Genomic DNA, 16,720 nt, shown 5'->3' on the forward strand with positions numbered 1-16,720 from the left:
ATAGCGTTCCAAAGTTTATGCTAGTCATGGGGGAAGTTTGATTTGAGAAGCTGGTAACTTTCATCTTCTTACTTCTCCCGCCTTTTTTCTTAATTCACATTAGGCGTCAATTACCAATTACCCATGATCAAGTGAACGGTTCAATATCATCGATTTTATTATGCCAGCGTTTCTGGACAGTAACCCAGTCCGCGAACAAATTGTTGGCGGAAAGCTTCTATTTCTTCTCTTTCTGGGCTACCATGCGAGACAATCGCTACTTGGTAGCGGCGCATGACATCTACAGGACACTGGCCTGCTTCTAAACTCCAAAGTGCCATCTGCACACGCATCGGCGGTTCATAGCTAATACCTAATTCATTGAGGAAAGCTCGAAAGTCACCATCTTCTTGGGACGAAATGGGACTTTTAAGTTTGATCCTAACCACCCAACCATCTATTTGATGAATTACGGTGACGAACGAAACAGATAACTGGGGTCTAGCGTGTAGGTGTTGAACGACCCTCAGGGTTAGACTGGCATTTGCCAGGTAATACAGGTATTCCATCATGGTGCTTGGGATCAAAGCCAATCTTACATATCTATCTTCCTCAATTGATGGCTGTCCCGGTAGGGTAAATGCCCCCGTCTTTGTATGGGGAAGTTTACCCATTTTTTATCAAATTGCTTAAGTATTACCCAATGATGTCAATCTTATAATTTAAGTCTAAAATTGACTACTTTTGTCAAAAAGAAGTAAAAAAACTTAATTCAAACCATTGGGAATTTCGATGAAGAAAGAGATATCACAATTAAATCTTGATCAAACCTCTACTAAAGTAGTAGAAGATACAAATTTAGATTGTTCGCTAGCTGGGTATGATTACGAACTACCTCTAGAAAGGATTGCTCAAAATCCGGTAATTCCCAGAGACAGTTCTCGTCTACTAGTTGTAAATTCTCGCACCACAGGTAAAGAAACACTACCTTTACATCACATTTTTCGTGATTTGCCGGATCTTCTACGTCCTGGTGATTTATTAATCATGAATAATACAAAAGTCATTCCTGCACGATTGTATGGGCGCAAAACCTCTGGCGCAGAAGTAGAAATTCTATTACTAGAAGAACGCAAATTTAACTGTTGGTTGGCTTTAGTTAAGCCTGGAAAGCGGTTTAAAAAAGGTACGCAGATTATTTTTGAAGTCAGGGAGAAAGGAGGAGAATCCCCTGCTGTTCCGCTCTCATCTCCTATAACCGCTACCGTCTTAGACACAGATAAAGCAACGGGAGGCCGTTTATTACAATTTGATTTACCAGAGGGAAAATCTTTGGTGCAAGTTTTGGATAAATTCGGCGAAATACCGCTACCACCTTATATCACTGCATCTCAAGCGGCGGATGAACAATATCAAACTGTGTATGCTAAACAACCAGGAGCGATCGCTGCGCCTACGGCTGGGTTACACTTTACTCCAGAGCTACTAGAAAAGTTGCGCGATCGCCATATTAATCAAGCTTTTATTACCCTCCATGTTGGTGTGGGAACCTTTCGCCCTGTGGAGGTAGAAGATGTCGCTACTCATCAAATGCACGAAGAATGGATTGAAGTACCCGCCGCTACTGTGGCACAAATCAAGGCGACAAAAGCAGCAGGGGGGAGAATTATTGCTGTAGGAACCACAGCAGTCCGCGCCTTAGAAGGAGCAGCAGCATCTGGTGATTTCCAAGAATTTTGTGGCAAAACAAACTTATTTATTTATCCTGGCTACAAATGGCAAGTTGTGGAGGGTTTGATTACCAATTTTCACCTACCACGTTCTAGTTTATTAATGCTGGTGAGTGCGATGATTGGCAGAGAACGTTTGTTAAATATATATCAGGAAGCGATCGCCTCTAGCTATCGATTCTATTCTTTTGGTGATGCCATGTTAATTTTGCCAGAAGCCAGAGGAGTCGAGTGATGCTTTTTGAATTTTTAATTTTGCGTTCTCTTCGTTCCCTTAGAGAGTCGTAGGCAAAAGTTGCGGCGGGGGTTCCCCCCGTTGTTAGCGTAGCGTCTCATAGAGAGCAAACTTTTCCAGACGAATTTTTAATTTTTAATTTCGTAGTGGGTACTCTGACTTATAAGGATCTTAACAATGAGTACAGAGATTCCACTATGTATAAACAACATCAAATTAACCAGTGGTTTTGCGGTTTATCGTCAATCACCTGCCACCACATTCCTGATTGGCAAAAGCCGCATTTGAGTTTTCTCTGTGCTGCATCAGCTTTTTTGGTGTTGGCTGCACCGACAATTGTGAATTTACCAGGAAGCAAGTTGCTGGCACAAGCTCCTATTTCTCAGGATTTGGAAACAGCTAGTTTTTATCAACAGGGGGTGACACGCTACAACCGTGGTGACTGGCAAGGTGCAGAAAATGCCTTTCGCCAGGCGTTGCAGCGAGAACCAAATTTAGCAATGGCGAGAAAATATCTAGGAAATGTTTTCCTGATGCAAAACCGTTTAGATGTAGCGGTTCAAGAATATGGCGAAGCAATTAGACTTAACCCCAATTTAGGTGAAGCTTATTATAACTTGGGGTTAGCCTTGCAACAACAAGGAAAAAAAGCAGGTGCAATTACAGCTTACCGCCAAGCTTTGGTGATAGAGCCAACAAGGGTAGAGTCTTATTATAACTTGGGTTTGGTGTTATACGAACAAGGATTAATACAGGAAGCGATCGCCGCTTACCAAGATGCCATCAACCTCGAACCGAGTAAAGCCAATGCTCACCATAATTTAGCGATCGCATTGCAACAGGTAGGTAAAATGGAAGAGGCGATCGTAGCTTATAGGGAAGTTTTGAAGTTAGATCCCACAAATGCCACAGCTTACAGCAATTTAGGTAGTCTTATGGCTATGCAAGGTCAACCTGCTGAAGCTATTGCTATCTATACCCAAGCTGTTCGCCAAGACCCCAAAAACGCCTCAGCTTACTATAACTTGGGAATAACTTTATATAATCAGGGCGACCTGCAAAAAGCTAGTAGCGCCTTCAAACGCGCTCACGAAGAATACCGCCAACAAGGAAACTTCGAGCAGACAGCAAAAAGTGAGCAGCTATTGCAGCAAGTTGCTCAAAAAATAGAGGAACAAAAACAAGCATCCACTCCTAAACCAACAGCAACCTCTACCAACAACCTAGTAGAGCAGCTAACTCAACTAGCAGCGCCCAGGGAAAAGCCAGCTAATTCTGGTGATGTACCTATCTCATCTGAACAGCAGTTTCAACCCGTATTCCCGAATCCATCACCAGATAAACTTGATAGTAACGGGAAAGTCTGAAGCTTCATCATTTGTGTGACGGGCAAGAAAGATGCCCGTCATCATTTTTTGCCTTAAATCGGTAGTCGATTAATATCTTTATTGCAACCGATAACTACCATTGCCGTACCACGTTCCAAACGTTTACCGGGGTTGGGATTAATTTGAAACTTGCCATCATGACTCACGGCTAATAAGTTCAAACCATAACGGTTACGTAGTTGAAGTTCTGCGATCGTTCTACCATGAAACTCATCTGGCACAATTAATTCTACAATACTGTTGTCTGGGTCAAGGTCAAATCTATCCAGAATAGATGGCCTGGTGAGTGTGCGCGCTAAAGCACAACCCGCCTCATATTCGGGAAAGACCACATGGTCTGCACCTACTCGCTTCAATAGTTTGTGGTGAACTTCACTAGACGCTTTAGCAATTACATGAGGCACTCCAGCTTCTTTCACATTTAAAGTAGTGATGACACTTTCTTGAACATAGTTACCAATTGCCACAATTACCGTGTCAAACTCAAATATACCAGCCTCCCTGAGGGCTGCCGGTTCAGTGGAGTCTAGTTGTAGAGCATGACCAACTATTTCTTCTGTCAACGCTGCTGATACCCGTTTTTCGTCTATATCCGTTGCCAAAACTTGGTAGCCTAAATTATGCAGAGTTGAACAAACAGAACGACCAAAACGGCCTAAGCCAATAACGGCAAATTGGTGATTATCTTTGCGTAAACTGCGAAAAAAACCTAGCGATGACAAATTCACAGTTGAAATCCTTATTATTACTCCCTGTATGGCAAAAAAGCCTTAGACACATTTAGTTAAAAGTTGTATTTTTTGCCTACTAATTTAAATTTTATCAGTAGTCATTAGTCATTAGTCATTAGTCATTACTTTTTCCCCATCTCCCCATATTTTGCAACTATCCCACCAGTAGATTTTCTTCAGGATAGTGAATCCGTGTCGGTTTAGGGTCTCCCAGAACAGCAGCCATTAATAATAAAACACCGACTCTTCCTACATACATGATGATGATTAAGATGAGTTTTGCTGCTGTGGAAACAGTACCTGTAATACCAGTTGAAAGTCCTACAGTAGCGAAGGCTGATACTACTTCAAAGAGAATTTGAATAAAATCCAATTTTGGATCTGTAAGAGATATTAAAATTGTGGCTAAAATAACGGTTGATATGGAACCAATTAAAACCCCAACTGCTTTTAATATCAAAGAAATTGCTATCTTGCGTTCATATAATAAAACTTCTTCTTTACCTTGAAGAATTGTTTTGGTGCAACTAGTTAAAACTCTCAAGGTAGTGGTTTTCATACCACCGCCTGTACCACCAGGACTTGCACCAATGAACATGAATGCAATTGTGATAAATAACCCTGCTGTTGTCATTTTGCTAATATCAAGGGTATTAAAGCCAGCAGTTCTAGGCGTTACTGATTGAAACCATGCTAATAAAAATTGGTCGTGTAAATTCAGTGATCCTAAAGTTTCTGGGTTTCTGGATTCGATACAAAAAAACGCAACTGTCCCAATAAATAAAAGTATTAATGTCGTGCTAGTTGCCACTTTAAAATCTAACGAAAAGACTAAGGTTGCCTTTTTTTTGAAGATGCGATCGCGCAACCAAATATAAGTTTCTAAAATAACCTGATAACCAATACCTCCAAAGATAATCAAGAAGGTCATGGTAAAAACAACTAAGAAAGATGTCTGATAGCCAACTAAATTATCTGGAAACAAGCTAAACCCCGCATTATTCCAAGCATTGATACTATGAAAAATTGCTAACCAAAGACCTTGATTCCACCCATATTCGGGAACAAAAGCTGGCAATAATAACAATACTCCTGTAATTTCAAAAATTAGAGTTGTGGCAATGATGGAGCGAATAACTTGGGTACTACCACTCATTCCGGGACGATCTAAAGCTTGCTGAATGGCAATTTTTTGCCTCATGTCAAATTTACGACCAATCAGCAAAATCAAAAACGTGGTTGTTGTCATGTAGCCTAAACCACCGATTTGAGCCAATAAAGCAATAAATAACTGTCCCCAAAAAGAGAAGTAAGTACCAGTATCAACCACGGCTAAACCAGTTACGCAAACTGCCGAAGTGGATGTAAAAATTGCCACGATAGGGTCATTCCAATTACCATTGCTAGTTGAGAAAGGCATCATCAACAATATGGTTCCTACCGCGATGACAGCTATAAATCCTAAGCAAATTGTGCGCGAAACAGTCATAAGTAATTCAAATTTCGTTATTTAAACTTCAAAATCATCAAATCCTCTAGCTCATGGGGGTTGTTTAATTGAAGGCTTTAACTTACATAGGTTTGCCGATAGGAGCCATGAGGTTGATCCCTCTTAGGAAACAAAAACTTTCTTATTTAATTAAAAACACACATGGTAGCCTACAAATATGTTTTTTAATTTCTAATTTGTCTTAACACCGCTTCTTTCATGAGTACAACACTTTACGAGCGAATTCAGCAATTTTACGATGCTTCATCCGGGCTATGGGAGGATATTTGGGGTGAACATATGCACCACGGTTATTATGGTGCTGATGGTACTCAACAAAAAAACCGTCGTCAGGCACAAATTGATTTAATCGAAGAATTGCTCCATTGGGCAGGGGTACAGACAGCCGAAAATATACTAGATGTGGGTTGTGGTATCGGTGGTAGTTCTCTGTATTTGGCAGAAAAGTTTGATGCTAAGGCTACAGGAATTACCTTGAGTCCAGTGCAAGCCAATAGAGCCACAGAACGAGCCAAAGAAGCTGGTTTGAGTGGCAGAAGTCAGTTTTTAGTCGCAAATGCTCAAGCAATGCCCTTTGCTGATAATTCTTTTGACTTGGTTTGGTCGCTGGAAAGTGGCGAACATATGCCAGATAAAACCAAGTTTTTGCAAGAATGTTACCGAGTATTGAAACCGGGTGGTAGGTTGATTATGGTGACATGGTGTCATCGCCCTACCGATGAAGCACCATTAACCGCAGATGAACAAAAACACTTGGAAGATATTTATCGAGTATATTGTTTACCTTACGTGATTTCTTTGCCGGAGTATGAAGCGATCGCTCGTCAACTACCATTAAACAATATCCACACGGCTGACTGGTCACAGGCAGTTGCCCCATTTTGGAATGTAGTTATTGATTCCGCCTTTACCCCTCAAGCAATATTTGGGTTACTACGCGCAGGTTGGACTACTATCCAAGGAGCTTTATCACTAGGCTTGATGCGTCGCGGTTATGAATCTGGGTTAATTCGTTTCGGCTTATTAACTGGAAATAAGTAAAGGTTTCGTGACACTCATGAATCACCCCTGTCCCTACTCCCTACCCCTGGCAAGTATAGGTTTTTCATAAAGGCATGAGTTATGACTATAAAAGCAACGACAGAATCATAGTTTCATTAACCCCTAAACCCTAAAACTAATATTTTAGGAACAAAGCGTAAAAAACCTACATCTGCGAGACTCCCTATCCCCGAACTAACGGTATATTTAAGTATCTATCTCACACAAGTTCATTGTTTTTATTAAGTCTATGAAGTCTTATTTAGCTGCTGCTATTCAAATGACCAGTGTGCCTGATTTACACAAGAATTTGGCACAAGCAGAAGAATTAATTGATCTAGCCGTGCGTCGGGGTGCTGAGTTAGTGGGTTTGCCAGAAAACTTTTCTTTTATGGGTGAAGAACAGGATAAACTGGCTCAAGCTGACGCGATCGCTCGTGAAAGTGAAATTTTTATTAAAAAGATGGCGCAGCGCTACCAAGTTACTCTCTTGGGTGGCAGTTTTCCTGTACCAGTAAATGATACAGGTAGAGTCTATAACACCACCATCCTCATCAGCCCCAGTGGTGAAGAACTAGCCCGCTACAATAAAGTACACCTTTTTGATGTAAATGTTCCCGACGGTAACACCTACCGCGAATCTAGTACTGTCGTAGCTGGTCAGCAATTACCACCAGTTCATTTTTCGGAATATCTAGGGAATATCGGCGTTTCTATTTGCTATGATGTCCGCTTCCCAGAACTCTACCGCCATCTATCAGATAAGGGAACAGATATCATTTTTATTCCGGCTGCTTTCACTGCTTTTACAGGCAAAGACCACTGGCAAGTTCTACTACAAGCCAGAGCCATAGAAAATACTGCTTATGTGATTGCACCTGCTCAAACAGGCAATAACTACGGTCGCCGTCTTACCCACGGACACGCTGTAATTATCGACCCTTGGGGGACAATTTTAGCTGATGCGGGGGACAAACCAGGAATTGCGATCGCTGAAATCAACCCTTCACGCTTAGAGCAAGTCCGCCGTCAAATGCCTTCGTTACAGCATCGTGTATTTAGTTAATTGTAGGGGAGATGAAGAGGCAGGGGGGCAGGAAGCAGGGGAGAATAATTATGGACTATGGACTATTGATTTTCCCTATTCCCCAGCCTCTGTACTTGGCTTTTGTGGGGTAATACCATGCAATTTAATAAAACTATCAAAAGAATACCAAGCTAAAACATACCAAGGAATAATTTCAAATTGCAACCCTTTAATCATTAGCTGTCTCACAGAAAGAATGCTAAGTCCTAAAGGAAAAAGGAAACGAATATCGACAACGCCATCTGTTGCTTGTCTAACTCGTTTGTTCAAATCTACAACTGCACTTGATACGGTCGTAGCTGCTTCAGTGCTACCTTGCGTAATCTCGCCAAAAATCATGCCTAAATCTTGCAAAGTCGCTAATACATTATCCAGAGTGCCATTTTTTTCACTGTATTTAATAACAATACTGCCATGAGCAACGTTAGTCCGCACTTGGTCAATATGAGATTGTGCTGCTAGCTTATTAGCAATCTGCTCCATAGTTTCAGGTTGGCGATGAGAGTGAGCGATTCTCAACCTTAATCTTCCTGGCGTATCACTAATAATTTTTGTATGTATGGGTAAGGATGGTGTATTGAAGTTTATTTTCTTTTTAACTTTTGGCATTGTCGTGAGATTACCATGACTATTGGTCAACATGAAGTCACCCTCCAAACTGATACTTTTGTTTATTTTTATTCGTTCTGATTCACCAGGGTTTTGGTAGGCAATGCCCACCCTACAGCTACTACAAATACTTAGATTTTTAAGCGCAAGCTAATCCAACAAGAATCAAATAGAATTCCTATATAAGTATTGTTAAAAAATAAAGTTTAACTTATTCAGATGTGAATGATTTCATCGGCGAATATTGGCGGTTAATAACATTTGAGAGATGGGTAATCTACCCATCTCATCAATTTTAGACAGATGCAGTTACATCCCTAAACACCATTATCGGAGGAGCTATCAATACCTGTGCTAGCAGCTTCAAATGCTGGTGTGTCTTTTGATTCTGCCAGTTCCGCTTTAGCTTCAGCTATGATATCTTCCCAGGTTTCTCCCAATTCTGCGAAAGCTCCCTTGCTCTTTTCATAGGCAACAATACTGCCTTTGATAATTGACTTAGCAATGGGTTTACCGATTCCTGCTACAACTGGGATGAGAACAGGAGCTAAGAGTACTGCACCAATACCAGCGATAAGTCCGGGTGCGCCAGCTTCTTCTACGAAATCAGTGATTTTAGGCATGATTAATTCCTCCAGTAATTTGTTTGAAAATTGTATGAAAGCTTTCTAGCCTAATCTGGCTAGATTAGTTATCTCATCTCCCGACTGGTAGAGCTTTTTTTGGGGATTGTTTGAGGATTGGGCGTAAACCGTTAACTCCAGCAACTATGGTTGAGCCATTGTTGATAACAGTTGCGGCTAGTGGGTTTAAACCAAACAACACTGCTACCAATAATGCTCCCAGGTTGGGAATAGCTACAATGCCTGTGTTTTGCCGAATCAAACTCTTAGCTTGACGCGCGATCGCAATAGCTTCTAATAATCCATGTAAGTCATTTTGCATTAACACCACATCGGCTGTTTCGCGGGCAATTTCCGAACCGTGGGCAAAGGAGACAGAAACATCAGCGTAAGCTAAAGCTGGCGAATCGTTGATCCCATCCCCAACGAATGCAACTGTCTTACCTTGTTCGTGCAGTCCACGGACTACCGTTGCTTTTTGTTCGGGAAAAGCTTCTGCATGGGTATGCGCTGGCGCAATTCCCAGTTCCGCCGCTACAGCCGTAGCTGTGCGCTTGTTATCGCCGGTGAGCATATGGACTTCCACACCTTCTACCGTCATGAGCCGGGAAATTACTTCTCTGCTCTCGGGGCGAAGAATATCACTATATCTTATTTTACCTTGAAGTTGCCCGTTACTGGCTACATAAATTACTGATGTTGCTTTCTGTCCATTGCCGTTGAGGGCTTCCATATCTACGCCTTCTTGACGTAAGAAGCGCTCACTACCAACGTAAACAGTCTCACCATCAATCTGAGCCTTTACACCCAAACCGAGTTTATAATCCCACTTGCTGCGACTGGGGATCGCTACTTGTTGAGCCTCTGCATAACGTACTATAGCTTCGGCTACTGGGTGTGTTAGGCGCTGTTCGGCGGCGGCGGCGATCGCTAATATGCGATCGCTCGAAATTTCGGGATTGTAACTATCAACCCCAACAACTGCAACTTCACCTTGAGTGAGTGTACCTGTTTTATCAAAGACGATGGTATCAATTTCTGCTAATTGTTCTAAGGCGCGACCGCTACGGATGAGAATGCCTTGCCGTGCGGCGTAGCTCAGTGCTGCTAAAACTGTTGTGGGAATAGATACGCGAATCCCTGTACATAAGTCGAGGGTAAGAATGCTGGCTACTCTTACTGGATTACGGGTCACGGCAAAAACTGCTGCACCAAGTAATAAGGTTGGCACAACCGCAATTTCCGCAATCCTGGTAGCATGATTTTCCATGCGGGTATCGTGGACAGGTGCTTCTTCCATTAACTTAATACTTTGTCCTGCCCGCGTATCATCACCTATGCGCTCCGCCAAGATGTATACTTGTCCTTCTCTTACCAAAGTAGAAGCAAATACAGACTGTCCCTTGGTTTTCAAAATAGGTACAGATTCGCCTGTCAGCTTCTGTTCATCTAGTAGAGCCTTACCTTGGAGGATAGTTCCATCTATAGGTATTTGTTCCCCAGGATAGACAATAACTGTATCTCCAGGTAGTACCTGTTGGATAGGGATTTGCACCTTCTCACCATTACGCTCAACCCAAGCAAACTGTCCTAGTGAACCCAGAAGATCCAATGTTTGCATTTTGGAAGAACGGGCCGTGCGATCGCGGATATTTTCCCCAATCTCGATTAAGCTCAACATCAGGGATGGTGTGAGAAACTGTCCTTGGACTGTAGTAATGGCGATCGCAATAAAGTCCAAAAAGTCGATGCTGAGTTTGCGTTCTTTGACAACCCCATCTACCGCCCTTTTAAATACAGGTAAAGTGGCTAAAGCAATGGTTCCTGCCGTCAAAATTGGTGGGACAGCTATTCCCAAAGGCCCACCAAGTACCGCTAACCCAGTCGCCACAACAGAAAGCTGCATTCCCGGCCAAGGCTTTTCTGCTTCTTGTGGCGATGCCTTTTTCGGATTCAGCAGTACGATGCTGGGATCACTTGCAGCTACAATCAAACAGGTGAGGCGCGATCGCATCTTTGCATCGGTGACAGCACTCGATTTATAGTTAATAACTAAGGATGCGGCTGCTGGCTTAATTTTGACAGTTGTGACTAGGGGATCAGTTTCCAGCAAAGTTTGTAAACGTTGAGCATAGCCTGCATCGTTGCGTAAACGAGGCACACGCAACCGCAACCTACCCTGAACTGCATGGACGATACTATAGGCAACTTGAGGAATTTGCTTAGTAGATTTTACTGCAACAGAAGTTAAAGCAACTCTGTCATTTTGTTCCGCTACTGTCTTGTAAGGTAGGGGAGTTAAAGATATTTCCCCACTCTTTTCCTCCAAAGTCACATAAGACTCTTGAATAGGAGGCGACGCTAGTTGAACTGTCATTTTTGCCATTACTTAAATCTCTGATACGGTGTGTAAACTTGTTTTTCTGGGCATTGCGGGGGAAAAAGACAAAATTACCCCTCTGCTTCTCGGATGCAAAACGCAGACTTGCTTGGTTTTATAGACTGCTCGATGTATTGGCTGCAATGGTCTATGACCGACTGTAGGTCATCGCCGCAGATTGAATCAGACTAGAAAAGTGTGATATTGCTACTGCAAAAATACTTTGCAATTGCTGTTTGGGTCTTTGCACTTTTCCTGGTTGATAGGTGATCACAACAGAGGCCGTCTCCCTATTGATTCGCTCACTAATCACTACTGGATCTGATTGGAGTAAAGCCTCTAAACGTTCGACGTATGCTGGATCTATGGCGACTTGCGGGACATGAAACCGCACTCGTCCGGGGATGGCATGAACGACGCTATAAGCTACTTTTACAGGTTGCTCAGTTGGTTGTGAATGAGTGACAGACTGAGGCGGAGAGGATGAAGCTACTGGCTCTGTGGTTGGTGATACAGCAGTTACTTCTATATCTTTTGTAATATCAGCCTTCTGGAATAGACTAGCTAGATGCTCACGCATTTCCATATCGGACATTAGTCCAGACTCGTAAGCAACTACTAAAGACCCCGTAGCTGAATTAACTTCCTGATATGTGATCCCATTCTGGGTTTCCAGCAATCTTAATAAGTGTTGCCGATATTTTGGATCTTCGCTCATCCGAGGTACGCAAAACCCTATTTGCCCCGGTAGCGCATAGGTAACACTATAAAATACTTTTTCAGGATGTGTGCAGTTATGTCGCGGCGGTCGCGGGACAGCATCTGATGATGATGATGCAGAATCCTCCATTTTGATTCCTCCATTGTTCCTAAGTTGGGAACGTTCTACAACGGCAAGTTAGCTATAAAGTTTAAAGAATAAGATAGTCCTGAAGGCTTCATATCAGCCCATAAACTAGAAATATTTAAGGTTTGAGCTTGGGTTTCTGATACTGTATGTTCAGCTTGCTCAGTTAGTTGACTAAATGTTTCTGGCTCCAATGTAGTTGATGTTGTATTCAATTTTTCTATGACTAGAGGTGTTGATTGATTATTTTCTGTTATGGGTAGTGTAGGCAGGGTTGTCTGTAAAGCGGATTCCATCAGACTCACCCAATAAGATACAGCTACTGTGCTACTTTTATAAGAAATTGCCAATGATGCTGCATCGCAATTCATTCGCACGTTGCTAACTAAAGCATCTGTTTTCAATAACCGCTCTAAACGCTTTGCATAGGCGCGATCGCTAGCTATTTGAGGTATATGAAACCTAATCCTACCAGGTATTTCATGGACAACACTATAAGCCAAGTCCGTGGACTTTACTGTTGTCTTAGTAATTTTATGTCCTGGAGTTGCTGGTTTGCATTCCTCCGTTATCATCACCGCTTTCGCGGACTCTTTGACTGTATCTGATCCCGTAATTTGTGGTTCTAGATAGTCAATTACCCGCCGAGTCGCGTCTGCGGTAATCATGTAGATAGGAATCGCCGCTAAACCACTGACTCCCAATCCTCCTGTCACCGCCAACCCAGTCATTAAAGGGATAAACGAGACAGTCTGCTCTTTCCAAAAATCAATAGATTTCCAAGGAGCAAAGGGGTCTGATAAAGGTGAATTTGGCGATGTTTGAATATTAATTTGTCGCAAGATACCTAACATCTGTGGCAGTGACAGTTTCTTTTCATCAAAGGTTACTACCATGCTCCCTGTGGGCTCATTGGTAGCTACTTCTCTGACACCTTTATACTGCTTTAAGTGTTTGGTTATTGTCTTGAGATTGGAGCTAAAACTACTATCCGTAGCCTTGATACGTATGCGTCCATTCGTTGCGTGTACAACCTGCATACCATTAGCAGAAAGTTGTAATTGGGGATATTGTCCCAATCTGCTGCTATTCGTATTCACTTTTATTTCATCGCGTTGACGCCCAGTAGAGGTTAAGTCAGGAGATATAGTTAGATGCGGACTTGACCTTACACGACTACTAATAGTTTTTGTCATTTATTCGATAGCTACACCCGGCTTCTTAGGTTAACAATAGGTTAAGTATACATTAAATTTTCTTGTTGGGTATCATTCTTAAAAATAATTTTTTATTTTGTATTGTTAACTACTCTTTGTTGGTATTCTTGCTCAGTGATCATGTCTAAACTACTTTCTATACGGTCTATAAAGATTACACCATCCAGATGATCAAATTCGTGTTGAAATATACGAGAGACAAAATATTTTAACTCTTGTTTTTGTAATTTACCGTAACGATCAGTGTACTCGACTTCAATTGCTTGATACCGAGGAACCAACCCTCTGATCCCCGGAACACTGAGACAACCTTCCCAATCTTTGACAACCTCAGTTGAGTGAGCCACTATCTTAGGGTTGATCATCGCGGTAGGTTCCATTTCTGGGGCGTTGGGATACCTGAGATTAGGACGGGAAGCAACTATAAATAAACGATAAGACTCCGCAACTTGGGGAGATGCAATTCCCACACCGTTGGCTTTGGCAACTGTAGCGATTAAGTCATCAATTAGTTTTTGCACACTGACATGATGCACGTTTTCCACCCAAGAGGCTTTTTGGCGTAATGTGGGATCGCCTAATTGAATAATGGGCAGCAATTCAGACATTGGCAAAACTCCTTCAAGGGTGAGAATTGGGTCATTGGCAATACTCTTTACTAATTACATCGTAACAAGTTCTGATTTTTAGAAAGATGATGCGACTAAGTTACAATACGGAGTAAAAATATAGCTATTTGATGTAGCACAGGTTTAAGTGTTTTGTAGGAGAGACAGTAGGCAGCTACAAACTTGAAAATGATTAGTTGATCGGATTCCTGCATCAACCATTCAAAAGCTTCTCGCCATATCTATATATATGTAGGTAGTAGCCGTAGGAGTCGCTTGGGTAAACCACGGCGATCGCGTAGCGTGCCGTAGGCAATCGCCAAGGAAGCAGAAAGTACAAATGCCCAAAAGCTTAAAAGTAAGAAAATATAACATTAAATATCAAGCATTTTGCTAGAAAACATTTGCAGATTAAGACATTTTTTTTAACCGTTTTAACTGTCCAAAAAATATTTCTTAACTGTCTTAACTGTCCTTGTTTTTTTGCTCTAGTACTGAGAAGATTTCAGCATAATTCCACACGGAAATAGACATACAGAAATTAGTAAATAAAGAAAAACTTATGTCTGACATCAAAAAACTTGGTCAATCTTGGACATTTAATTGGTTTTTTGGCTTTAGCGAGATCCCTACAGATGAAGATTGTTGCATTTATATGAAATCAGTTTTATGTTGCGCTAAAGGAGATGGAGTTCTCTCAAGCGAAGAAAAAGATTGGGCTATTGGATTCTGTGCATCCTGGGGAGTAGCAGACTGGGTAATTGAAGAGTTAAAAGCATATGAAGCAGATGAAAATATAGAAGAGGTAATTGCTCGCTCTCCTCAAGTATCTATCGCACAAAGAGATTTACTTCTCACAGCAATTAGAGCTTCTGCTGCTGATGGAGAACTTCATGAACAGGAAAAGCAAAAAATTAGGCAAATGGCTTCTATTATAGGAGTCAAAGAAGAGATAGTAGAGCAGTTAGAGCAACTACACCAGGAAGAATTAGCATTACGGCAAAAGCGTATTAAGCTGCTATATTCGGAGAAAAGCCCCTATTAATAATCTACATCTAAGTAAATATATTCAACCCCAACGCTAAACAATTCAAAAGAAAATTTAGAAATAATAACTTTGAATTAAAACAAAGTGTATGAGGGCGACAATTTTGTGCGTTGTATAAATATGGCATGGTTTGGCGATCAAATCTTCTGAAAACTCGTTTAAATGGGGCTAAATTATTCCATGATTTTGCAACGCCTAATATTGAATCTGATAAGTAAGTCGGTGCAATAAAACCAAACTATGTGAAGAAAAGTAAATAAAGCTCAAACTCTTTCTCCCCCTGCTCCCTGCCCCCTGCCCCCTGCCTTATTCCAACAATAATTATTTACGCCGACCTACTTAGATGCGAATTGAAGCAAGGTAGAGCGTGCAGATTGATACATGATGTGAAGGATTAACTAAAATGCAGAGACTAATGCTATTGAACAGCTAATATAAGTTATGAGCTAGAAATATAGTCAAACGCCCAGGCAGATCCACTACATTCCCCGTAAAGACTTTGAGCTATTTCCATAAGTCAGCAACGGACCCTAGATGTCCGAAAATCGCTGTTGTCAAAAAGTGGTAGTTTTAATCGGATAAAAGATAAGGGTCTCTTATCTGGCTTTCTGGCAAAGGCGTTGTCCATCCTGCCAGTCAGTTAACGAGAGGGACGAAAACGCATCCAGAATAATTTGTGCAGTCGGGGCATCGACTGTTGGGTTAGGTGATGTAAGTCGGGCTATGCCTGCAATCGCTGTTTGAGCCTAGAATCCCCGCAATTGAATTGCGGGGAGTATGTCAAAATTTGCTATCTAGAAAGCCTATTGAGCAAGCCTTTTTAACTTAAAAAAGGCAAGATTGTTACGTGACAAACTCTTTCTCTCTCTTTTAGTATATTTGTACTATATTGAGGTGCGATCGCCCTGAGCTTACAGAGAATTGGTCTTAACTGTCTTAACTATCTTAACTATCTTAACTGTCTACCTAATTTTGTCTTAAGTGTCTTAACTGTCCTTGTATGTTCCATTTTGATATGAGACTATCAAGATGTCTATAAATAATTAATTAATGACTTTTTCGCCAAGAGTCATATCTATATATTTGAATTTAAAATTTAGATTACAGTTAGGGTATTACTAAATTTGATATCTTATCTAGTTACTCTTTATTTTTTTCAAATTATAGAAACGTTGTCCCAATTACCAGGGATAATTAATTATTTATGCAAGTTTGTATAACTACTCTAGAATTATGGAGAAAAAATAGCCAAAACACAAGTTAAACTATACTTAAAAAGTCTAAAAACTACATAGTTTACTTAATATTAAGCTATCTTTATCATCATAAATTCACGACAGTAATACAAATTGTCTTCTATCTAGAAGGCTAAACTTTTTGCAAATTGTAAAGGACAAAAATTATGGCATTGTCAGAACTGCAAAAACGCAAGCTGAAAGTTGAATTTCAAAGTTACGATTTAGATGGTGATGGGGCAATAAATCAAGATGACTTTGAAGGTCTTGCTGCTCAGATAGCTAGAGTCACAGGTATAAAATCAGGAGCGTCAGAGTACGAACAACTAAAATCAGAGTACCAAAACAATACCTTTGCCAAATTACGAGGGTTCAACGCCCGTAGAAACGGGATGAATACGTCCTAAAGAAGTAAGCTTGGCAAAAATCTGGTTTAATAAAATAGGCTCAGG

General features: G+C 41.2%; 15 protein-coding genes and 1 pseudogene. 7 read left to right on the forward strand and 9 right to left on the reverse strand.

The features are described from left to right. Positions 1–158: 158 nt before the first annotated feature. On the reverse strand, positions 159–548 hold the full coding sequence (locus H6G18_RS23280; RefSeq protein ID WP_190409478.1) for a hypothetical protein: 390 nt from the start codon (positions 546–548) through the stop codon (positions 159–161). A gap of 223 nt (positions 549–771) precedes the next feature. Between H6G18_RS23280 and queA the strand changes: the two genes are divergently transcribed. Further along, positions 772–1,944, forward strand: a complete 1,173-nt coding sequence (gene queA, locus H6G18_RS23285; RefSeq protein ID WP_190409465.1) for a tRNA preQ1(34) S-adenosylmethionine ribosyltransferase-isomerase QueA — start codon at positions 772–774, stop codon at positions 1,942–1,944. Between the two features lie 197 nt (positions 1,945–2,141). Then, complete coding sequence (locus H6G18_RS23290) at positions 2,142–3,311, forward strand: tetratricopeptide repeat protein (protein WP_190409466.1); 1,170 nt, start codon at positions 2,142–2,144, stop codon at positions 3,309–3,311. Between the two features lie 53 nt (positions 3,312–3,364). Here H6G18_RS23290 and H6G18_RS23295 read toward each other — a convergent pair whose 3' ends face one another. Both H6G18_RS23295 and H6G18_RS23300 read right to left on the reverse strand, forming a co-directional pair. After that, a complete protein-coding gene (locus H6G18_RS23295) occupies positions 3,365–4,060 on the reverse strand; it encodes a potassium channel family protein (protein WP_190409467.1) in 696 nt (231 codons plus the stop codon). 157 nt (positions 4,061–4,217) lie between these two features. Then, entirely contained in the window at positions 4,218–5,552 is a 1,335-nt protein-coding gene (locus H6G18_RS23300; RefSeq protein ID WP_190409468.1) for a TrkH family potassium uptake protein, read from the reverse strand. Positions 5,553–5,771: 219 nt separating this feature from the next. Between H6G18_RS23300 and H6G18_RS23305 the strand changes: the two genes are divergently transcribed. Both H6G18_RS23305 and H6G18_RS23310 read left to right on the forward strand, forming a co-directional pair. Further along, on the forward strand, positions 5,772–6,614 hold the full coding sequence (locus H6G18_RS23305; protein ID WP_190409469.1) for a methyltransferase domain-containing protein: 843 nt from the start codon (positions 5,772–5,774) through the stop codon (positions 6,612–6,614). Between the two features lie 250 nt (positions 6,615–6,864). Then, positions 6,865–7,680 carry a carbon-nitrogen hydrolase family protein gene (locus tag H6G18_RS23310; protein WP_190409470.1) on the forward strand — a complete coding sequence of 272 codons (816 nt, stop codon included), beginning with the start codon at positions 6,865–6,867 and terminating at the stop codon, positions 7,678–7,680. 75 nt (positions 7,681–7,755) lie between these two features. Here the strand turns inward: H6G18_RS23310 and H6G18_RS23315 are convergent, their stop codons facing one another. The 6 genes from H6G18_RS23315 to def form a co-directional block, all read right to left on the reverse strand. Continuing rightward, positions 7,756–8,343, reverse strand: coding sequence for an HMA2 domain-containing protein (locus H6G18_RS23315; RefSeq protein ID WP_190409471.1), 588 nt, complete (start codon positions 8,341–8,343; stop codon positions 7,756–7,758). A 284-nt stretch (positions 8,344–8,627) separates the two neighbouring features. Then, on the reverse strand, positions 8,628–8,933 hold the full coding sequence (locus H6G18_RS23320; protein ID WP_190409472.1) for a DUF5132 domain-containing protein: 306 nt from the start codon (positions 8,931–8,933) through the stop codon (positions 8,628–8,630). Between the two features lie 73 nt (positions 8,934–9,006). After that, a complete protein-coding gene (locus H6G18_RS23325; protein ID WP_190409473.1) occupies positions 9,007–11,319 on the reverse strand; it encodes a heavy metal translocating P-type ATPase in 2,313 nt (770 codons plus the stop codon). Between the two features lie 142 nt (positions 11,320–11,461). Then, positions 11,462–12,163 (reverse strand): hypothetical protein, encoded by a 702-nt coding sequence (locus H6G18_RS23330; RefSeq protein WP_190409474.1) that lies wholly within the window; start codon positions 12,161–12,163, stop codon positions 11,462–11,464. A 35-nt stretch (positions 12,164–12,198) separates the two neighbouring features. Next, a complete protein-coding gene (locus H6G18_RS23335) occupies positions 12,199–13,260 on the reverse strand; it encodes an HMA2 domain-containing protein (protein ID WP_313954456.1) in 1,062 nt (353 codons plus the stop codon). A 188-nt stretch (positions 13,261–13,448) separates the two neighbouring features. Continuing rightward, complete coding sequence (def, locus tag H6G18_RS23340; RefSeq protein WP_190409476.1) at positions 13,449–13,985, reverse strand: peptide deformylase; 537 nt, start codon at positions 13,983–13,985, stop codon at positions 13,449–13,451. 562 nt (positions 13,986–14,547) lie between these two features. Between def and H6G18_RS23345 the strand changes: the two genes are divergently transcribed. The 3 genes and pseudogenes from H6G18_RS23345 to H6G18_RS23350 all read left to right on the forward strand — a co-directional run bounded on the left by H6G18_RS23345 (position 14,548) and on the right by H6G18_RS23350 (position 16,675). After that, positions 14,548–15,030: a TerB family tellurite resistance protein gene (locus tag H6G18_RS23345; protein WP_190409477.1), complete on the forward strand. Its 483-nt coding sequence runs from the start codon at positions 14,548–14,550 to the stop codon at positions 15,028–15,030. A 621-nt stretch (positions 15,031–15,651) separates the two neighbouring features. Then, a pseudogene (locus tag H6G18_RS24895) lies at positions 15,652–15,777 on the forward strand (RNA-guided endonuclease TnpB family protein); the annotation flags it as partial. Positions 15,778–16,435: 658 nt separating this feature from the next. Next, the gene (locus H6G18_RS23350) at positions 16,436–16,675 is read left to right on the forward strand and encodes a hypothetical protein (RefSeq protein ID WP_190409479.1); all 240 of its coding nucleotides are present in this window, start codon (positions 16,436–16,438) and stop codon (positions 16,673–16,675) included. The last annotated feature ends 45 nt before the right edge of the window (positions 16,676–16,720 follow it).

The organism is Anabaena subtropica FACHB-260 (genome assembly GCF_014697105.1).
Taxonomy (GTDB): domain Bacteria; phylum Cyanobacteriota; class Cyanobacteriia; order Cyanobacteriales; family Nostocaceae; genus Trichormus; species Trichormus subtropicus.